Consider the following 20,248-nt stretch of genomic DNA (forward strand, 5'->3'; position numbering starts at 1 on the left):
CTCAATACGTGTATCACCCGCGCCCAACTCTTGCACGCCAGTGAGGCTATTATCGACTTTGTAGGTCCACGTGCCGTCCGCTAAGATGGTCAGTGTGCCTAGTGGCGACTGACCTTGATCATTGTTTAGACTAGTCACTGTGGTGTTGAACGCCGCTTCTCCCGCGTCCAAATCGGCAATATCGAGCTTACCGCCACCGAGTAACTCACCCGCCACTTCGCCGGTGTCTTCTTTGACACTGTCTGGCACGTAGTTGGTGATGAAAGTTTCATCTTCCGCGCCATTCACTGTCACGCTAATCGTGTGCTCGGTGCCATCGGCGGAGGTAACGATAAAGGACTCGACTAAGGTGTCACCGACATCGAGGGCTTGCACCTGCGTTAAGGTGTTATCAATGGTGTACGTCCAGGTGCCGTCAGCCAAAATAGATAGGCTACCTAACGTGGTGCCAACTGAGGCTCCCGCGCCTGCGTTAAAGACATTTTCACCGGCGTCTTCATCGCTGATCACCAGTTGCTCAGAGGCGATGAGGTTATTGCCCACAACCGCGACGTCTTCGGTGAGTTCATCACTGTCACCACTGATGACGGTTGCTGAATCATTGCTACCCGTAATCGTAATCACGACGTCTTGGCTAGTGACGGCTCCTTTATCATCCGTCACACTAACCGTATACGTAACGTCCTGAACTTGACCATCTTTCAATGCTTGAGTCGCATCAGCATCGTTATCTAATGTAAATGTCCAATCACCAGACACGGGATCAATCACAAACGTCCCAAAGTCACTCTCACCGCTGTATGAGAAACTTGCTACTGAATCCGCATCAACGTCAGTTGCAACAATATTACCTGTGGCAATATCAACACCAGGAACATTATCATCACCCGCTTCGATGACAGATCCAGTTACGACACTGGAGTCTTCAATCACTGGAACATCATTGGTGCCCGTAATCGTAATGGTGACCATTTCAGTATTCACAGCACCAAACTCATCGGTTACTTTGACAGAAAAGTTAACGTCTTGCTTCTGTCCTTCTTTTAAGGCTTGAGTCTGTGCTGAGTCATTATTGAGTGTAAATAACCACGTACCATCTGCAGCCACGCTGAGGTCACCGTAATCACTGCTGCCATCATCGGTCGAAAACGTTAGCAATGCATCACTATCAACGTCAGAGCCAAATAGAACCCCAGACGCAGTCGGGGTTCCGGCGACTTCGGTCCCGTCATCATTATGACCCGATTCTGTCACTTCACCCGTCAATGTACTACTTGAGGTAAATACTGGTTGATCGTTAGTTCCTGTGATAGCTATCGTGATTACTTCAGTGTTTACCGCCCCAAATTCATCACGCACCGTTACCGTAAAGGTCTCATTGTGCACTTCTCCCTCTTTGAGGGATTGAGATTGAGAGGTCTCGTTGTCTAGAGTGAACTCCCATGTCCCATCAGGATCAACGGTCATAGTACCAAAATCACTATTACCATCTTCAATAAAGAATGTCAGATTTGCACTGGCATCTACGTCCGAGCCAATCAACGTACCCGTTGCGGTAGCGACTCCATCTACCAGCGTGCCATCATCAAGGTGACCAGACTCTGTTACGGAACCTTGTAAATCACTACTTGATAAAATGGTTGGCTGATCATTGGTGCCAACAATTGTAATTGTCACAGGTTGGGTAACGAACGCACCGATTTCATCCGTCGCAATAACATCAAACACCACAGAGGTTTCTTGTCCCTCTCGCAGCGCTTGAGCAGCCGCAGAATCATTATCGAGCTGGAAACTCCACACTCCAGTTTGAGCGTCTATTTCAAAGGAGCCAAAATCACTTTGTCCTTGATAGGTAAAGGTAATGGTACCGTCGACGTCTGATGCATTAATGGTATCACTTGCCGTCGCAGTTCCAGTGACTACTGTGCCATCATCTAAATGACCAGCTTCCGTCACTAAACCCGTCGTACCCGTTAAATCATCAATAACAGGCGTATCATTAGTGCCTGTTATGGTAATCGAAACGACTTCACGACTTACCGCGCCATACTCATCGGTGACGGTAACGACAAAGTCCAGTTGTTTTATTTCGCCTTCGGTTAATGCTTGCGTCGCATTCGATTCATTATCGAGGGTAAACGTCCATTTACCTTCGTCATCAAACGTCATTTCTCCGAAATCAGTGAGGCCATCGATAACTTGATAATCCAATATGGCGTCAGCGTCGACATCTGTCGCCGCCAATACACCTGTTGCTACTGAATTACTTGCCGCGCCATCTCCCGACTCGGTCACCATTCCTGTTGTATCGCCACTCGCACCAAAGGTTGGAACATCATTGGTGCCTTCAATGGTTATGGGCAGGGTTTGAGTAACCTGCGCACCCTTATCATCGGTGACAGTAATAGTGAACGTCGTATCGACTGATTCACCTTCTTTGAGAGCTTGTGTTGCAGGGGCATTATTGTCTAAGGTAAACACCCATTCGCCAGTCAATGCATCTACTGACAGCGTACCGTACTCATTACTCACATTTTCAACACCGTAACTAAGCACAGCATCGGTATCATCGTCGGTTGCTATAATTTGACCTTCGGCTGTCGCAATACCATCGACATTAGTGCCGTCATCCAAACTGCCCGCTTCCACAACATCAGCAGAGCCTACATCGATAATATCGGGGATATCATTAATTGGGTTGATTGTCAGTAGAACACCGCCCGTCTGAACTGAGTTTTCGGCACCTCGTCCATCATCCACGGTATACAAAATCTGACCCGCGTCATCGCCGGCAGTGTATTCTTGCGGCGCATCATATTGAAGGGATTCGAACTCGGCTTCAGTGAGTACTTGCCCCACTTTCACAGGTGTGCCATCAGCAAGGGTGAGCACGCCAAGCTTAGGTAGCTCGGTAATAGTAAGCGTTAACGTGTCATTGTTAGCATCAGTGGGAAAGCTTAAATTTAGATCGCCATCTAGTGATTCTTCGTCAAAATTACGAGCATCAAAAACGGTAACAGGTGCGGAGTTTGCGAGGATATCTAGTAACGTATCAGTTTGAGGTTGGTTAAGGTCTTGACTATTCAGTCCAGTGGTTTCAAAAAAGGTTGCTGCTAAAACTTGCTCTTGAGTTGCTTCTACCGTTGTTGCCTGAGAAATACTTGAACTGACAGCGTCGCCAGCCGCAGTTGCTTGGTCTTCATTTTGGGTTGGATCTTGGCCCGTTTCAATTTGCGAAATAATGTCCGCAATATCTTGATTGTCCGAAGGGATCAACCGTGCGGATTTAGCAACTTGCCCATTTTCTCCGATGACATCAATACCAGCAAGCTCACTGGAATCTTGACCGTCGACGACTGACAGAACCGCTTCACCAGGCTGAGGTTCAACACCCTCGGCCAAGACCTTTAGCTGACCTTTTTTATCAAGAACTAACGTTCCCGTAACACTTGTAAGCCCCAAAAATACAGCAAAACTCATAGCGCGCTCCTTTACACCAAACTCTCGGACAAGAGACCATCGAATAATCAACCAAAAACAATGATTTGCCCACTTCGACCAACATGATAATTAGTATAGGTAGATCGAATGTCTTTTCTAATATAGTTAACCTTAAATACCAGATTTAGTTACAAATATGAATCACAGAGTTAGGCTTTTTTTGGCGATTCTCAAAAACGAAATCCCAAACGATAATATGAAGGAAAAAAGGCGGATTTTTAGAGATTACAAGCGGAGGTGAGTAAGGATTTGTAAGGGCTATGTACTTATATACCTATGTACTCAGCGTATCGAGTAATTCAGGGTTAACACCAAAACCTGTTTTATGTTCTTCAATCACCACTTCACTGCGTGTTTGAATGACACCGGGCAGCGTACCCAGCTTAGTCGACATAAAGGATTGATAGGATTTCATATCTTTTGTTCGCACTTTAATCATGGTGTCGAAGTCACCAGAAAGGGAATAGCATTCTTCTATTTCAGGCATTAAATCTACGGCTTTAGCGAATTTATCAAAAATAGAGAAACTGGTCTGATCGAGACGAATATGGATAAAAACTTGGACATCCAACCCTAATTTCTCGGGGTTCAATTCAGCATGATACCCCTGGATAAAGCCTTCTTTTTCAAGTCGCTTTACACGGTCGGAGCATGGGGAGGTAGTGAGATTGACTTGCTTTGCCAATTCCACGATCGGCATACGACCTTTGAGAGTCAATATCCTAAGTATTTCTAAATCAATTTTATCTAAAGCAAGCTGAGCCACGATAACATCTCAAGTAAGTAATTGTTACTTGATTGTAAATCAAATGCTAGCAGCTTAAAAACACCACGGATCACACTCTGCGACTAATCTAATTTAACCACGCCTATTTTTGACAAACGCAGATAGTCGCAAAAGTATGATTGATTTTACAAATACCTTAGCCGTTAACGCTATGCAAGGTTAGCTTGTTGGTTCATCACAGGTTTAGCTTCCACCTGATTTTCTTGGTTGCATACTCGGCAAATAATGCGACGTTCCAATTTGTAATATCCACTGCCATTCACTAGTTGTGACATCAGCTGCTGAAAACTTTGTAAGATAGAGGCACTGTCATTTGGGCTACGTTTCATCACCGCTTTATGTGCCGTTTTCTTTTTGCACGCCGCACAGTAGTTCGTTGGCATTTTGCTGTTCTCCTGGAAGTCTGATCATTTGCTGACCATATTGTGTTCAAGGTCAGCGTGTATATAAAACGATCATTGCAGAAAATGAGGCATACATTCAAAATTCATGTCATTTATTTGCGAATTTTTGATCAAGATGTCGAAACTTACTTACATATTGTTCGATCTCAACGCTCAACTCTCGAAATTGACAGCAAATTGCGGTGTCGAACACAGAATCATTCATGCGATAAATAGCAAAGAAAACCGCTAACCGCCCATCATGTATGATCTGAGAACATTAAAAAGCCCGCGAGATGCGGGCTTTGGAATCCAGACAATATTAATACATCATCAATTTTACTGAATCGGCTTAATGTTAAAGAAAATGGCAAAAAGCACAGGGACAACAATCAACGTCAATATGGTCGCAAAACCAAGCCCAGCCATGATCGTCACTGCCATTGAACCAAAAAACGCATCAAAAACTAATGGGATCATACCTAATATGGTCGTTAGAGCAGCCATACTCACTGGCCGCACGCGACTTACCGCACTATCGATGATGGCCAGATACGGATCCTTACCCGTTTCTAACTCCAAATTAATTTGATCCATCAAGACAATGCCATTTTTTAGGATCATTCCGCTGAGACTTAGCAAACCCAGCAATGCAGTGAAACTAAACGGCATCCCAGAAAGCAGCAAACCGAATGCCACGCCAATAATGGATAATGGCACGGTCAACCAAATCACCAGTGGCTTCTTAAATGAGTTAAATAACAACATCGTGATGATGAACATCAGCAAATAACCCATCGGCAGAGATTTAAACATGCCTTCTTGCGCATCTTTTGATGACTCATATTCGCCGCCCCACTCCAAGGTATAACCTTCTGGTAAAGCAATAGCTTCAACTTGTGGCTGAATTCTGGCAAATAGGGTGGCGGCAGTTTCATCACCTAACACATCATGATCGGCAAGCACAGTGAGTGTGCGTTTTCTATCACGACGCTGAATCAAAGGCTCCCCCCAATCTAGCGTGACATCATCCACCACTTGTTCAACCGGAACATACGTCTGAAGCATAGGGCTCCAAATAGAGATGTTTTGAAGGGACGAGTAATCCACCCGCTCTTCTTCCGTCAAACGGGTAACAATCGGTAGACGCTGCGTACCATCTCGAAACACACCAATGGCGTTGCCACCAAACGCTAGCTGCAAGGTATTCGAGAGATCTTCTTTTGAAATACCAAGCCGACGAGCCTTAGATTCGTTAAATTGCGGCACGAGTTCTTTCGTACGCTCTCGCCAATCATGACGAATATTACGCGCCCCTGAATCAGCGAGTAGAATATCTTCAACTTGAACGGCAACATCGCGCAATATCTGTGGATCGGGTCCGATGATTCTCGCTTCTATTTTAGAAGCAGGAGAAGGTCCAAACTCCATTAAACGCAACTGGAAAGATGGCGCGGTAAACTCACTCGATAAAGTGTGATCAAGCTTGTCCAATAACGTAAACATGTCTTCACGATTCGTCGCTCGAACCTGCAGCTGAGCATACGCTTCATAGCTCTTTTCTGGCTGGTAGGTCAACATGAATCGCTGTAAACCTTGTCCTACAGATGTCGATACAAAATCCACGTTTTCTTGCGACCGAATATAGGCTTCCACTTTTTCAGTTTGCTTCAATGTTTGTCGAATATCTGTGCCTTCTGGCATCCACATGTCAACAAAAAACATTGGCGTATTGGAGGCTGGGAAAAACGACTGTTTCACCATGCCAAACGCCATGACGGCAGAAATGAGTAGCGCGACCATACCAATAACGGTCAACCAACGCAGTTTTAACGCCAGCTCCAATGACCAACGAAATACCGTAAATAAAATGCCTTTATACGGATCTACCTGCTCTGAGTCGGCCGTGGTAGTCTCCTCTTTAAGCATTAGGCTTGCTAGAAAAGGCGTTAACGTCAGTGCCGTAATCCAACTTAAAAATAGTGAAAAGCAGAGCACCCAAAACAATGAGCCCATAAACTCACCCGTTGCATCTTGAGAAAGCCCAATCGGTGCAAATGCGGTAATAGCAATAACGGTTGCGCCGAGTAGTGGCCACTGCGTTTGCTTGGCAATCGCTTTCGCTGCTTCTGTTTTCGTTTTGCCCTGTTTTAACCCAACTAGTATCCCCTCGACCACAACGATGGCGTTATCCACCAGCATCCCTAAAGCAATAATCAAAGCGCCAAGGGAAATTCGATGCAGTTCGATATTATTAATACTCATCAAAATGAAAGTACCAAATACCGTCAAGAGCAATACGATTCCAATAATCAGACCGCTGCGTACACCCATGGCAAACAGTAGTACAACTATGACAATGGCCACGGCTTGCGCCAAACTGACGACAAAATCTTTTACCGATTTATCGACTTCCGTCGATTGGTTGTAAAAATAATCTAAATTTACGCCCGCTGGTTTAATATTCTCAAGCTCGCTCAATTTCATATCAATCACGTGACCAACGTCTACAACGTTCACCCCAGATGTAAACGAAATGGCTAAATTAATCGCAGGTTTACCATTAAAGGTAATCACGTTTGATGGCTTTTCTTGGATACCTTTCGATATCTTTGCGACGTCTTTTAATCGAATCAAGTTGCCGGTATCTCGGCCATGAATAATGAGGTTTTCCAGCGATTCTACTGAGTTAAGGCTCCCGTTCGGACGAATGGCTAGGTTGTCACCATTAATCATGATTTCCCCAGCAGACTGAACGCTGTTTTGTTGATTAAGCAATCCAGCTACGGTGTTCATGTCAAGGTTAAGCGCCGACAAGCGATTAAGTGAAAGCTCAACAAACAACATTTCTTGCTGATCACCAGAAATCGCGACTTTACCCACGCCATCAACGAGCTCGATTTCTCGGCTTAAATAATCCGCATAACGTTTAAGTTCCACGTAATCATAGCCGTCTCCCGTCAGCATGATCATCACGCCGAACACATCGCCAAAGTCATCAATGATTTGCACCGAGTTCACACCACTTGGCAAGTTCGGCTTTAAATCGTTAATCTTGCGGCGCATTTCATCCCAAATTTGTGGCAGTTCATCTGGACCATAATCCATCCGCATGCTGACCATGATTTGCGACATTCCGTCTGAGGATGTTGACTTAATATTATCGATGTATGGCAACTGTCGAATCTGTTTCTCTAATGGATACGTCAGTTCTTCTTCAACTTCCGTTGAGGTGGCGCCTGGGTAGGTAGAAATAATCATGGCATCTTTAATCGTAAATGCCGGGTCTTCAAGACGCCCCAGATCCATAAACGATGTGATACCACCCACGGTTAAAATAACGATGAAGAGCCAGCTAATCACTCGGTTCTTAATTGAATATTCCGTAAGACTCATTTCTCTTCACTCCCTTTAAGCGTCACTAACTCACCATCACGAAGCTTTCTCAAACTCGAAATAATCAATACATCCCCTTCCGTCACGCCCGAATCCACAATGACACCAAAGCTATTAACCTGATCAACATGCACCAAACTGCGCATTGCCTTGCCATCAATGTGCTTCCACACATAAAACTCAGAAGCAGACGTGCCCGGCTCGAGCGCCGTCATCGGCAATTGATAACCTTGAATTGAACTCAAGCCAGCGGCCACCATGTCAACATGCACACTCACGCTTGCGCCGGGCAATATGGTTTGTTTAGGTTGCGGCATTTGCAGCCAAAGCTCATAGGCTCGAGACTGTGCATCAGGCTCACTCGAATGCTCTAGATATTGCATCGTAAAGCCATGATCTCGGTCTGAGAAAAAAGCCAAAGGTTGATACTTGTTGCGTTGGGCATCCGGCGTAATAGACGCCAATATGTAATCAGATAAACTTATTTTTACGTACACTTTGTCAGCCTGATACACGGACACGATGGTTTCACCCGGGCTGGTATTTTCAAAACGCTCTTTCAATACATCCGCTACAACGCCAGTAAAAGGCGCTCGTAAGCTGGTGTATTGCAGCTGATGCTGCATGTTCTGATACTTCGCTTTGGCTAACTGCTTATTTGACGTCAACTCATCAAGTTCAGAATTGGAAATCATATCTTTAGCAAACAATTCGGTCCCTCGACGCAGTTGCTTCGTCGCCAATTCAAATTGAGCTTGAGCATCTCGATACTGTTGCTGCAATTTTTTATCATCTAATTTAGCGACAACCTGTCCTTTCTTAACGGATTGACCAGGCTTGACGAGAAGGTGAGATATTTCACCACGAATACGAAAAGCCAGATTGGTTTGCTCTGCCGTCACAACTTGACCACGAAACTCCCGAAACTGCTTCGATACTGGTTGAGAGACATGGAAAGACGCCACCGTTGTTTCCGCAGCACTGCGTGTCGCCACATCGGACTTGCAGCCTTGTAGAACAAGTAACGCCAGACCCAGCATGATGAACAATACCTTTTTCATTAGATACCACCCTCACGTGTCCATAATTTAACCTGCTGCCCTTCCATCAAATTGCCAGCACCAGCAATCACGATCTGATCACCATGTTGAAGGCCTGCAGTGATTTCACCTTGTTCATTCAGCACTAATTTAATCTGATGGACTTCTTGCGTAGCCGGTTCAAATATCCACACTTGGCCTTCACCGTCTTGCTGAGTTATCCAAGCACTTTTAGGCAGCGATATCGCGCGGTTAGTGGCTTCGCTTTGAATATGCACCTGTCCAGACATTCCAGATAAAATATTGATATTGGATGGCTTGTTTATCGAAACCGACGCCGTATAACTGTTGGTATCTAAATCCGGCTGCATCGCAATCTCACGAAACGTTGCTGCAATCTGTTGGTGACGGTGGCTGTCTAACGTCACAAAGAATTGCTGCTGTTGCAGTTCATCAAATGTCATGGATTTCACAACCGGGACGGGAATGGAAAAGGTTACATCTAACTCATCACTACTGATTAAATTGAGAATCGGTTGTTTTTCTCCAACTACCTCGTACGCTTTGTGGTAAGTCATTGAAACGACGCCATCAAATGGCGCAATAATCTGGGTATAACCAAGATCAGACTTCGCTTGCTCAAGTGCCGCTTTCGCTGCCTTATATTGAGTTTCTTGCTGATCAAACCTATCGGCGCTAATCAGCTTTTTCTCAACCAGTTGCTGTGCTCGTTTGAGCTGTGAATTAGCTAAATCAAATTCTGCCTGACGAGCGTCTAGCGCGACTTGGTAATCAATAGGATCCAGTGTTGCTAGAATTTCTCCCGCTTTCACCGATTCGCCCATTTTGACATCAATTGACGCCACTTGCCCGCCTACTTGGAACGATAACTGTGCGCGGTCGGTTGCATCAACTTGTGCTAAGTAGCTATTGACCGGTGCAAAATTAAGCGCCGGAATCTCAAGCACCTTTACGGGTTTAATAATCGGTTCATGGATTTCAGATTGAGCTTGATTACATCCCGACAGGCTCATGGCTGCCAATACAGGTAACGCAATCAATGCACTTCGTTTGAATAGACGAAACGTGGTCATAGTGGTCATCTCTAATAGTTTTAATTATACTTTACACTTGTGCAGTATAGGTATAATTTGCATCAGATCAACACTTACTACACAATTGTGCAGTATAATTTTTTATCACACTTTCATTCATTTTGATTATATAGGCCTCATCATCAGCGCTCATTGATGAACACCTTGTCGCTGAACGGGAAAGTGCAGTACCCTATACCAGTACATCGAAAATAAAAAAGGTATCGAGTGGAGAAGAAAAAAGGGCGTCGTAGCGCCATGGCAGCGGAAGAGACAAAGAACCTCATCATGACCGTTGCCGCAGAAATGTTCTGTGAATTAGGATATGAACGTGTGTCTATTCGCAATATCAGCGAAAAGGCCGGCGTATCACACAGCCTAATCCGTCACCACTTTGGCAGCAAAGAACAAATTTGGTATTGCATCAGCGACCATTTGCATGCCTATATGCAAAAATACATCCTACATCTACTCGATGAACTACCAGAAAACACACCTACCAACGTTAAACTCTACCGCTTTTCAGTCGAAATGTTGGCTCATATCATCGTCATAAGACAGCCAATCCAGCTCATTGCTGATGCCATGCGACAAGAAAATGAGTTCTTCGACTACTTTATCGATAGTCATGGAGAAATTGAGAGTATCGTCAACAAGTTAGTTGATGCTTATAATGTCAGCCGGCCTGAAACTCCGCTCAATATGGTGGAGCTAAAGTGGCAAATGATGATGTTCGCTCACGGTGCGGCGTGCATGCTACCGATGCTTAAAGCCACATGGGCTGAAGAGACACAAGATTTGGATACATGTTTGGTAAAGCACTGGTCGATGTTTGAAAATCAAGTCGCCTGCCGGTTTGACATCGCTGCGGCCGATCGTCTCACGCCGAGTAAATTGGAAGACCTAGTGCACAAAGTAGAATGTGGCTGGAAAGAAACCCCACTTTAGCCATTTTTAATGAATATTAGCGGCATGATTGAAGATCTTTCTCTTGTCGCTTTATTTACCACCTTAACGACTTTTCAAAGTAATAACCGCGACCACTGCAATACCTTTCTCTCCACTGCGTCCCTTAGCTGATTCGATACTGCTCACCCCTTCTAGCTACTATTCACTCTCGGCTTTTATACCCGTTAGGTGCCTCAACTCATTCATGCTTTATCACTCTCACACACCATAAACCTATCTCTCACACGTTCAATATTTCAAAACGTAGTGTTATATAAATTCATACATACTTAACATTATATTTTGCTTATCTTGTGCCCTTACTTTGATAGCGATCAATAAAACACTGAATTCCTATCAAACATCTTAAGTATATCGATCCTGTCATCAGGTGAAGTAGGCACACAAGAAGTTAGGTAATTAATATGAACAAACCGATAAAAGCACTGGTGTTAGCGCTCTGCTGCGGCTTTGGAGCGGCATCATCTTACGCCATCGAACTGGAACCTCTAGACAAGGATTTTACACTGCAAATTCTTGGCTCTGGCGGACCAATCTCGGATGATCTTCGGGCATCATCTGGTGAGCTAATTTGGTGGAAGGGAAAATCAAGAATTATGATTGATGCCGGTGGCGGCAATTACTTGAGATTTGGTCAAGCTGGAGCAAAACTTGAAGATCTTGATTTACTCGCCATCACCCACTTTCACACAGACCATGTCGCTGATCTTCCTGCTCTATTAAAAGGGGCTTATTTCTTCAATCGTGAAGATACGCTTGATATCACAGGTCCTAAAGCAGGATCGGCGTTCCCAAGCTTAACGGGTTATATCGATGCGATGTTCAACCAAGATCACGGTGCCTACGCTTATCTAAACGGATTATACGACGGCAGCGATGGACTGTTCCCAATCGCTCTCACAGACGTCCCTTACACTACAAAAACCCCACAAAAAGTTTACGAATTAGATGGGCTTACCGTGTATGCCTTGGGCATCCCTCATGGTGATGTTCCGACCTTAGCCTACCGTATTGAAAGCAACGAAGGCGTCATCGTAATCTCAGCTGACCAAAACGGCAGTAATCCCGCATTTTTAGACTTCGCCAAAGGTGCAGACATCTTAGTGATGCCAATGGCTATTCACGAAGAAGCTGATGCCATTTCCGCCTTTATGCACGCTACACCATCCGTCGTCGGTCAAATTGCCGCAGAGGTCAATCCCAAGCTCTTGATCTTAAACCACTGGATGGGATTAGGCCTCAAACGCAAAAAAGAATCTGTCGCCATTGTGAAGAAGTACTACAACGGCAAGATTTTCTCCGCTCGAGATCTCTCCAGCTTCCCCGTTGCATCTCTTAAGGAAACACCAAATGAACAATAAACTCGTTATCTCAATCACTATTACATCACTCGTCTCACTGCACTCAGCTATGGCCGCAAGTGAACAGCCTGTCGAAGCACCAATCAAAGCACAACCCACAGAGCAACACGGAGGTAAATGTGCTGCGGGAAAATGTGGCACAGAGAAGCGTTTTGAAAAACAAGAGCTGACCAGCAACCCACAGGACAAACTGGTTCGTGCAAGAGATGGGAAGTGTGGCCTTTCGGCGCAAGGTATCAATACGCCATACAATTCGATTATGTCAGTTGGCAATAAAATGACAGGTGGCGTATGCGGACAATAACCAGCACCAGTAAAGGAATTGGTCTGCGTATGGAGCACATCGATATACTCAGCGAGATGCCCAAGCACCCGGACATCGATTTTTTGGAGCTAGCACCCGAAAACTGGATGAACATTGGCGGAGAAAAACGCGAACGTTTGAATGAGATCGCACAAAAATATCCACTCATTGCTCATGGCCTAAGCCTATCAATTGGTGATTGCTTACCGTTGAACGAAGCATTTTTAAAAGATATTGGTCATTTTTTAAATGAGTTTCACATAGAGATATACAGCGATCATCTGTGTTATTCCCGCGATAGTCAGGGATATTTGTATGACCTACTTCCAGTACCACGAATGGAAGAAAATATTGCCTATCTAACGCCACGAATTAAACGAGTCCAAGATCTTCTTGAACGGACACTGGTATTGGAGAATATTTCCTTTTACCACCGCTACCCTAACGAAATGCCCGAGGGAGAGTTTTTCTCTGAGCTTATAACGCAATCCGGCTGTCAAATGTTACTTGATATCAACAATGTATACGTCAATAGCGTGAACCATAATCATTGCCCGTATGAAATGTTACGCACCTTGCCAAGTGATGCTATTCGCTACTATCACATCGCAGGGCATTTACAGCAGGATGATAACTCGCTCCTCGACACTCATGGAAAGCCAGTACCAGAGTGTGTTCGTGAGCTTGCGCACTACGCCTTCAACCTCCACGGTAATAAACCTTTACTACTTGAGAGGGATCATAATGTGCCCCCTCTCGTCGTACTCACAGAGGAATTACGCGATATTCATCGTGAAGTGAAAGCCTCTGAACATCAGTTTACCCCATCCGTCCAAGGAGCCTACTATGTGTAATCCTCCGGGATTGATGCTGCGCCAAACGGAAGCGTTGGCTAAATGTATTCGTTCGCCACAAGCGATGCACTCTCACTGTCAATATGGCGGCTTTATTCGCAATAATATTCACAGTGTCGTAAGAAATACTTTCCCTTACTTTGCTGAACAAGTCGGGCAACATAAACTTTATCGCCTAATTGACGACTTTCTGTTACGACATAGCGCTCTCGAACCTGAGTTTCATCATATCGCAACAGAATTTGTGCAGTACGCACAGCAAAGCCAACAATTAGATACGCTCAGTACTTCGGTATTAGAGTATGAATGGGCCGTATTTAGTGTCGAGATCGATCAAGCCTTTACACCACAAGGGGTAATTTGGAACGACAGCATCCATGCTCAACCCCACGCATACACTCTGAGCGGCAACCCGACGCTTCAACTGTTAAAACTTCCGTTTGAAATAAGTCAGCACGCCGTCCCGTTACTAGAAAACAATGTAGATTCGCAATATTACGGCGTCTTTCGAACCGTTCAACATCGGGTGGTTTCACAAAAACTCAGAGCGATTGATGTCGCGTTGATTCAAATAATTCAACCCGTATCTCAACTGAACTTACTCGATTTTCAACAACATACCACAGCTCAACTCACCTCATTTGACGCCCTTCAATGGACGCAACACTTCACAACGCTAGAGCTTGTGCAATTACAAGCCTCAGGAGATTAAAATGATTAAGTCAGTCATTACTTGGTACGACACTATTATCGGTAAATGCAAAAAAATCGATTATCTGGTATTACTCTCGATCCGGCTCTACCTGATACCTGTTATATACGTGGGCGCCCGCTCAAAAGTATTAGGGTTTGCCGGAACCGTCGCTTGGTTCGGCGCTTCTTCAGCAGATGGCGGATTAAACCTCCCTTTTCCTGAATTTCTTGCTTTTCTTGCCGCTGCAACAGAAGTCGCAGGGTGCATATGCATTGCCTTAGGCCTGTTTACTCGCATCGTCTCAATACCGATGATTTTCATGATGAGCGCCGCAAGCGCTATGGTGCACTGGAAACACGGTTGGGATGCTATTGCGACTGGCGATATGGAAGCCACCCTCCGCTTAAACGGTTTTATCACTTGGCTCGCCGAGAACTTCCCCGGTCGTTACAACTACATTACTGAATTGGGTGACCCCGTGATGCTCAACAATGGTATGGAATTCGCGGCCACATACTTTGTCATGCTTATGGTGTTGTTTGTCTACGGTGGTGGGCGCTACGTAAGCCTAGACTACTGGTTTAAAAAACCCTTCCTAAACAAGCCTATTTGAACCTAATCACTCTCGTTTTTTACTTTTTCTACCCGCTACATCAGTAGCGGGAAGGGGATACTATGTTATCTGATGTCGTTGATCTGTCGCGCCTGCAATTTGCCAGCACCGCACTCTATCATTTTATATTCGTTCCACTCACTATCGGACTCTCGTTCCTTCTCGCCATTATGGAGTCTGTCTATGTCATTACGAGAAAGACCATTTACAAAGACATGACCAAATTTTGGGGGAAACTATTTGGAATTAACTTTGCCATTGGGGTTGCAACAGGGTTAACCATGGAGTTCCAATTCGGAACTAACTGGTCTTACTATTCACATTATGTGGGTGATATTTTTGGCGCACCTCTTGCCATTGAAGCACTCATCGCGTTCTTCTTGGAATCAACTCTGGTTGGGATGTTCTTCTTTGGGTGGGATAGGCTGAGTCATCGCCAGCACCTCTCCGTCACTTGGTTAACAGCGTTAGGATCAAACTTCTCCGGGTTATGGATTTTAATGGCCAACGGCTGGATGCAAAACCCTGTGGGCGCTGACTTTAACTTTGAAACCATGCGCATGGAAATGACCAGCTTTACCGATATTATTTTCAACCCAGTCACTCAAGTTAAATTCGTTCATACCGTGGCAGCAGGATACACAACAGGGGCCTTATTCATCATGGGGATCAGTGCCTACTATCTGTTAAAGAATCGAGATGTGCCTTTTGCTCGTCGCTCATTTGCCATCGCCACCTCATTTGGTATGGCTGCGATTCTCTCTACCCTCATACTTGGTGATGAATCAGGGTATGAGTTAGGTGATGTTCAAAAAGTCAAGCTTGCCGCTATTGAAGCAGAATGGCACACAGAAGAAGCCCCTGCTTCATTCACACTATTCGGTTTCCCTAATCAAGACACCATGACAACAGAATACGCCATTAAAATCCCGTATCTCATGGGCATCATCGCGACTCGATCTATCGATAAACCCGTCCTAGGTATTAAAGATTTAATGTCCATCAACGAGCAACGAATTCGGAATGGCATGATTGCCTATGGATTACTTGAACGCTTAAGAAACGGAGAAACATCAGAAGATAATATTCGTCGATTCAATGAAGTAAAAACAGACCTTGGTTATGGGCTGCTACTGAAAAAATACACCGACGACGTCCCTAACGCCAGTGAGCAATCCATACAAAATGCCACTCAAGACACCATTCCCCATGTGGCGCCTCTATTCTGGAGTTTCCGTATTATGGTGGCATGCGGCATCTTGATGTTCAGTATCATTGGCTTCTCGTTTATCCAAGTCTGTCGCCAAAAAATCGGCTCGCAGAAGTGGTTACTTAACGCCATTCTGTGGGCGATTCCACTACCTTGGATTGCCAGCGAAGCAGGTTGGTTCGTTGCAGAATATGGCCGTCAACCGTGGGCTATCGGTGAAGTGCTGCCGGTAAATATGGCCACTTCAGATTTAGCTGCCAGTGATTTGTGGATCTCACTTGGTGCTGTTTATCTGCTGTACACACTCTTCCTCATCGTAGAAATGTATTTAATGGTGACCTTTTCTCGCCGCGGCCCAAGCTCGCTAAAGACTGGCCGCTATCACTATGAGAGTCACTCCTCTCTAGACACTCTCATTGATAACTATAAATAAGGAGATGTGATGTTTGATTACGAAACACTCAGAATTTTTACGTGGGCCATCGTCGGTATCTTGCTAATAGGTTTTGCCATCGCCGATGGTTTCGATATGGGCGTCGCGGCGCTATTGCCTGTGGCTGGAAAAACCAACCTCGAACGCCGAGTCATGATTAATAGCATCGCTCCGCATTGGGATGGCAATCAAGTATGGCTTGTGACCGCAGGAGGGGCCATATTCGCTATTTGGCCCGCTATTTATGCCACCGCATTTTCCAGCTTTTACTTGGCGCTAGTTCTGGTTCTAGCGGCACTTTGGTTACGGCCACTCGCCATGGATTATCGCAATAAAATCGATAATGACCGTTGGCGACAAGTTTGCGATATCTCGCTCACCGTCAGCGGGATCGTACCTCCGCTAGTATTTGGCGTTGGTTTTGGCAATTTATTTACCGGAGTTCCTTATACGCTCAATGCATTTCTGATGATCAGTTACCAAGGTGGTTTTTGGGATTTATTCACCACTTTACCGATAATTTGTGGCTTAGTTGCCGTAACGATGACGCTACTCCAAGGCGCGACGTTTCTTCAGCTAAAAACAACCGGCGCACTGCGCAATCGAGCTCAACGTATTGCGGTTTGGAGTGCCTGTGCATCGCTGGCATTATTCATTGTGGGTGGTTTGTTCGCCGCCCAATCAGATGGCTATATTATCCAAAGTCTGATGAATAAGAATGGGGTGTCAAACCCACTGACGAAAACTGTCACCGTGATGGAAAATGGACTGCTCCACAATTTTGTCGACTCTCCTGCACTGTTTATCGTGCCGCTGACCGCAAGCATCATGCTCCTGTTATCCGCTATATTATCCATGGCCAAACAAGCAGGCAGCGCTTTCTTATGTTCCAGCCTTGCAGTCTTGGCAATCATTTTGACTGCCGGTTCCGCGCTGTTTCCCATGATCATTCCCTCCAGCCTAAACCCATCACATAGTTTGACGCTATGGGATGCCACTTCGAGCTATAAAACGCTGAGTATTATTTCAATCGTCGCTATCGTCGTCGTTCCCATTATTTTGGGTTACACCTCATGGTGTTACTACAAAATGTTTGGTCGTATCGACAACAGATTTATTGAAGAAAACACGACATCGTTATACTAAAGAGAGAGAAGTATTATGTGGTATATCTGCTGGGGGCTGGGAATTTTACTGGCATGTTCATTTGGTATTATTAACGCACTTTGGCTTGAACAAAGGGATCGTAACCATCATTAACAAATGTTAATTAACCAACAAAAAAGGCTCCTCTCATTCTTCGATGAGTAGGAGCCTTTCTTCATAAAGAACGGTTAGTCTAGTTCAACTAAGTTCTTTTCAAATACATCATGTTGATCTTGTACGTCTTTCGAAGGACCGCCCGTTAGCGCACTCACTACGACGATGGCGATTGTTGACAAGATAAATCCTGGAACAATTTCATAGACGTCGAAGATGCCACCGGTGATTTGTTTCCAAACCACGATGGTAATACCACCAACCAAAATACCGGCAATCGCACCATTACGGTTCATACCCGCCCAATACAGGCTTAGCAGTACCGCAGGACCAAATGCTGCACCAAAACCTGCCCATGCATAAGAGACAAGACCAAGAACTGAGCTATCTGGCGTCATGGCTAGCACCAAAGCAATAATAGAAATAACCACAACCCCAACACGACCAACCGTAACCACTTGCTCTGAAGTGGCTTCTTTATTGATCACTTGCTTGTAGAAATCTTCCGCTAGTGCTGAAGATGACACCAATAACTGAGAATCGGCTGTACTCATGATGGCAGCCAAAATAGCCGCTAGTAAGATACCGGCAATCACAGGGTGGAACATCGCGTTCACTAGCAGCATGAAGATTTTTTCACCATCAGCGAGCACATCCCCACCCGAATTTGTCACATACAGCAGGCCAATCACACCAACCAGCATTGCACCGACCATAGACAGAGCCGACCACACCACAGCAATACGACGAGCCGTTGTTAAGTCTTTATTACTGCGTGTCGCTTTAAAACGGGCAAGAATGTGTGGTTGACCAAAGTAACCCAGACCCCAAGCCACAAGCGAAATAATTGCGATTGCAGATAACGGCTGACCTTTGGTGTCGTTCCATAGGGTAAGTAGTTCAGGATTGATCGCTCTAAGATCGCTGACTACTTGCCCAAATCCACCTTGCATCGCAGCAACCGGGACAATCATTAACGCCGCAGCCATGAGCAGGCCCTGTACTAGATCCGTCCAAGACACCGCAAGGAAGCCACCAAATAGCGTATAAGACACAACACATACCGTGCCAATAATGACCGCTGTGGTGTAGTCCAAACCAAAGACCGTCTCAAACAGTTTACCGCCCGCCACTAAACCAGAGCTGGTATAGAAAAGGAAGAAAAGCAAAATAAAGAACGCAGAAATTACCTGAATCATTTTCGAGTTGTCATTAAAACGACGAGAAAAATATTCCGGTAAGGTTAGCGCGTCAGTAGTAATACTGTAAGTACGAAGGCGTTTAGCACACAGTAGCCAGTTCAGCCATGTGCCTAACAGCAAGCCACCAGCTAGCCAGAATGCTTCAATACCAGCGGCATAAGCGTAACCTGGCAGACCCAGCAATAGCCAGCCACTCATGTCAGACGCACCTGCCGACAAAGCCGCAGGCCATGGTCCTAATGAACGTCCGCCCAAAAAGTAGTCACTTGAGTTTGATGTGCGCTTATAGGCAATCACACCAATAGCAAGCATCATCGCTAAATACGCGATAAAAGTTGTGGTAATAGCAAAGCTATTTTGAATCATTATTATTTCCTCATCCTAGAATTCAGCCTTCACTCTGAATAGTCAAAGTGAAGGCCGATAGGGGGCATTAGCAAAAATACCGTTTAACTACCGAGTTCTAACAAGGTAGCGTTCCCCCCCACTGCTGTAATATTGATCGTTCGGGTTCTTTCTGTAATGAACTTCAATACTAAGTTTGGATCGTGTGACGTTGGCATTGACGTCAGATCCGTTTCAGACACCAACAAACCAATCGCACTAGTGCGACTTGCCAATTGATGATTGACCTGCCATAACGTGTCTTCAGAGCCGACCAATCCTACGACTCGAACATCTAAGTCGATAAAGGCATTGGCTTCTTCTAAAGGAACGATATGAACAAGCTGTGATGGCAATTGAGAACGCTCAACCGCCGAAACTAAAAGTTGATTAAAGGTCGTATTGTTTGAGCTAACAATCACGCCATTACCTGCAATTAACGCGGCTGTGATCTGAGCAATGGCCGCAATACTCGCTTGCGCATCTTCGCTTTCAACAATAGTAAGCACCACGCCACGACCCGCCGCATAGAGCTCATTGGTTTCACCCGTTGGTCCCGGCATTAAATGAGGCGCGCCCAATAGTACATTCGCCTGCTGGATGTGGTACGCCATGACACTCGCTAACGTCCCATTCACTTCATTCATATTACGTTGCAGTGACAGTACGCACTCTCGCTGCTCGGCAAACTCAGTGATGTTCCATTGCTCCCAAGCATTAAAAACATCAGAGAAAATTGTTGTGTTATTGACCATGATTTTTC

At 45.2% G+C, this 20,248-nt stretch carries 17 protein-coding genes; 9 read left to right on the plus strand and 8 right to left on the minus strand.

Annotated features, from left to right (window positions below):
• The 6 genes from L4D05_RS23255 to L4D05_RS23280 all read right to left on the minus strand — a co-directional run.
• The coding region (locus L4D05_RS23255; protein ID WP_428795404.1) for a VCBS domain-containing protein at positions 1-3,480 on the minus strand (3,480 nt) is incomplete at its 3' end.
• A 295-nt stretch (positions 3,481-3,775) separates the two neighbouring features.
• Positions 3,776-4,267: an Lrp/AsnC family transcriptional regulator gene (locus tag L4D05_RS23260; RefSeq protein ID WP_428752787.1), complete on the minus strand. Its 492-nt coding sequence runs from the start codon at positions 4,265-4,267 to the stop codon at positions 3,776-3,778.
• 170 nt (positions 4,268-4,437) lie between these two features.
• Positions 4,438-4,671, minus strand: a complete 234-nt coding sequence (locus L4D05_RS23265) for a hypothetical protein (protein ID WP_265677242.1) — start codon at positions 4,669-4,671, stop codon at positions 4,438-4,440.
• Between the two features lie 339 nt (positions 4,672-5,010).
• Positions 5,011-8,067: an efflux RND transporter permease subunit gene (locus L4D05_RS23270; protein WP_428795405.1), complete on the minus strand. Its 3,057-nt coding sequence runs from the start codon at positions 8,065-8,067 to the stop codon at positions 5,011-5,013.
• Complete coding sequence (locus tag L4D05_RS23275; protein WP_428795406.1) at positions 8,064-9,128, minus strand: efflux RND transporter periplasmic adaptor subunit; 1,065 nt, start codon at positions 9,126-9,128, stop codon at positions 8,064-8,066. Before L4D05_RS23275 ends, L4D05_RS23270 begins: the two co-directional genes overlap by 4 nt.
• A complete protein-coding gene (locus L4D05_RS23280) occupies positions 9,128-10,201 on the minus strand; it encodes an efflux RND transporter periplasmic adaptor subunit (protein ID WP_428795407.1) in 1,074 nt (357 codons plus the stop codon). Before L4D05_RS23280 ends, L4D05_RS23275 begins: the two co-directional genes overlap by 1 nt.
• 228 nt (positions 10,202-10,429) lie before the next feature.
• Here L4D05_RS23280 and L4D05_RS23285 point away from each other — a divergent pair, with 228 nt between their 5' ends.
• From L4D05_RS23285 to cydX, 9 genes are all read left to right on the plus strand, one after another.
• Positions 10,430-11,149 (plus strand): TetR/AcrR family transcriptional regulator, encoded by a 720-nt coding sequence (locus tag L4D05_RS23285; RefSeq protein ID WP_428752794.1) that lies wholly within the window; start codon positions 10,430-10,432, stop codon positions 11,147-11,149.
• A 425-nt stretch (positions 11,150-11,574) separates the two neighbouring features.
• A complete protein-coding gene (locus L4D05_RS23290) occupies positions 11,575-12,531 on the plus strand; it encodes an MBL fold metallo-hydrolase (protein ID WP_428752796.1) in 957 nt (318 codons plus the stop codon).
• A complete protein-coding gene (locus L4D05_RS23295) occupies positions 12,521-12,835 on the plus strand; it encodes a hypothetical protein (RefSeq protein WP_428795408.1) in 315 nt (104 codons plus the stop codon). The genes L4D05_RS23290 and L4D05_RS23295 overlap by 11 nt, the downstream gene beginning before the upstream one ends.
• The gene (locus tag L4D05_RS23300; protein ID WP_428795409.1) at positions 12,823-13,689 is read left to right on the plus strand and encodes an MbnB/TglH/ChrH family RiPP precursor modification enzyme; all 867 of its coding nucleotides are present in this window, start codon (positions 12,823-12,825) and stop codon (positions 13,687-13,689) included. The genes L4D05_RS23295 and L4D05_RS23300 overlap by 13 nt, the downstream gene beginning before the upstream one ends.
• On the plus strand, positions 13,682-14,401 hold the full coding sequence (locus tag L4D05_RS23305) for an HvfC/BufC family peptide modification chaperone (protein ID WP_428795410.1): 720 nt from the start codon (positions 13,682-13,684) through the stop codon (positions 14,399-14,401). The genes L4D05_RS23300 and L4D05_RS23305 overlap by 8 nt, the downstream gene beginning before the upstream one ends.
• Position 14,402: 1 nt before the next feature.
• Complete coding sequence (locus L4D05_RS23310) at positions 14,403-14,996, plus strand: HvfX family Cu-binding RiPP maturation protein (protein WP_428752802.1); 594 nt, start codon at positions 14,403-14,405, stop codon at positions 14,994-14,996.
• Positions 14,997-15,058: 62 nt separating this feature from the next.
• Positions 15,059-16,639, plus strand: coding sequence for a cytochrome ubiquinol oxidase subunit I (locus L4D05_RS23315; protein WP_428795411.1), 1,581 nt, complete (start codon positions 15,059-15,061; stop codon positions 16,637-16,639).
• Positions 16,640-16,648: 9 nt separating this feature from the next.
• The gene (gene cydB / locus L4D05_RS23320; RefSeq protein ID WP_428795412.1) at positions 16,649-17,785 is read left to right on the plus strand and encodes a cytochrome d ubiquinol oxidase subunit II; all 1,137 of its coding nucleotides are present in this window, start codon (positions 16,649-16,651) and stop codon (positions 17,783-17,785) included.
• A 15-nt stretch (positions 17,786-17,800) separates the two neighbouring features.
• The gene (cydX, locus tag L4D05_RS23325) at positions 17,801-17,899 is read left to right on the plus strand and encodes a cytochrome bd-I oxidase subunit CydX (protein ID WP_428752808.1); all 99 of its coding nucleotides are present in this window, start codon (positions 17,801-17,803) and stop codon (positions 17,897-17,899) included.
• Positions 17,900-17,973: 74 nt separating this feature from the next.
• On the opposite strand, the gene putP is transcribed toward cydX, so the two are convergent.
• Positions 17,974-19,467, minus strand: a complete 1,494-nt coding sequence (putP, locus tag L4D05_RS23330) for a sodium/proline symporter PutP (RefSeq protein WP_428795413.1) — start codon at positions 19,465-19,467, stop codon at positions 17,974-17,976.
• Positions 19,468-19,550: 83 nt separating this feature from the next.
• The gene (locus tag L4D05_RS23335) at positions 19,551-20,240 is read right to left on the minus strand and encodes an aldehyde dehydrogenase family protein (protein WP_428795414.1); all 690 of its coding nucleotides are present in this window, start codon (positions 20,238-20,240) and stop codon (positions 19,551-19,553) included.
• Positions 20,241-20,248: the final 8 nt, after the last annotated feature.

Source organism: Vibrio nomapromontoriensis (assembly GCF_050337205.1).
GTDB lineage: Bacteria > Pseudomonadota > Gammaproteobacteria > Enterobacterales > Vibrionaceae > Vibrio > Vibrio nomapromontoriensis.

What these genes read in the sequence shown, in the direction of transcription:
- L4D05_RS23265 (WP_265677242.1), bottom strand. Translation starts at nt 4,671, where the DNA reads ATGCCAACGAACTACTGTGCGGCGTGCAAAAAGAAAACGGCACATAAA.
- L4D05_RS23270 (WP_428795405.1), bottom strand. Translation starts at nt 8,067, where the DNA reads ATGAGTCTTACGGAATATTCAATTAAGAACCGAGTGATTAGCTGGCTC.
- L4D05_RS23275 (WP_428795406.1), bottom strand. Translation starts at nt 9,128, where the DNA reads ATGAAAAAGGTATTGTTCATCATGCTGGGTCTGGCGTTACTTGTTCTA.
- L4D05_RS23280 (WP_428795407.1), bottom strand. Translation starts at nt 10,201, where the DNA reads ATGACCACGTTTCGTCTATTCAAACGAAGTGCATTGATTGCGTTACCT.
- L4D05_RS23290 (WP_428752796.1), top strand. Translation starts at nt 11,575, where the DNA reads ATGAACAAACCGATAAAAGCACTGGTGTTAGCGCTCTGCTGCGGCTTT.
- L4D05_RS23295 (WP_428795408.1), top strand. Translation starts at nt 12,521, where the DNA reads ATGAACAATAAACTCGTTATCTCAATCACTATTACATCACTCGTCTCA.
- L4D05_RS23300 (WP_428795409.1), top strand. Translation starts at nt 12,823, where the DNA reads ATGCGGACAATAACCAGCACCAGTAAAGGAATTGGTCTGCGTATGGAG.
- L4D05_RS23305 (WP_428795410.1), top strand. Translation starts at nt 13,682, where the DNA reads ATGTGTAATCCTCCGGGATTGATGCTGCGCCAAACGGAAGCGTTGGCT.
- L4D05_RS23310 (WP_428752802.1), top strand. Translation starts at nt 14,403, where the DNA reads ATGATTAAGTCAGTCATTACTTGGTACGACACTATTATCGGTAAATGC.
- L4D05_RS23315 (WP_428795411.1), top strand. Translation starts at nt 15,059, where the DNA reads ATGTTATCTGATGTCGTTGATCTGTCGCGCCTGCAATTTGCCAGCACC.
- cydB (WP_428795412.1), top strand. Translation starts at nt 16,649, where the DNA reads ATGTTTGATTACGAAACACTCAGAATTTTTACGTGGGCCATCGTCGGT.
- cydX (WP_428752808.1), top strand. Translation starts at nt 17,801, where the DNA reads ATGTGGTATATCTGCTGGGGGCTGGGAATTTTACTGGCATGTTCATTT.
- putP (WP_428795413.1), bottom strand. Translation starts at nt 19,467, where the DNA reads ATGATTCAAAATAGCTTTGCTATTACCACAACTTTTATCGCGTATTTA.
- L4D05_RS23335 (WP_428795414.1), bottom strand. Translation starts at nt 20,240, where the DNA reads ATGGTCAATAACACAACAATTTTCTCTGATGTTTTTAATGCTTGGGAG.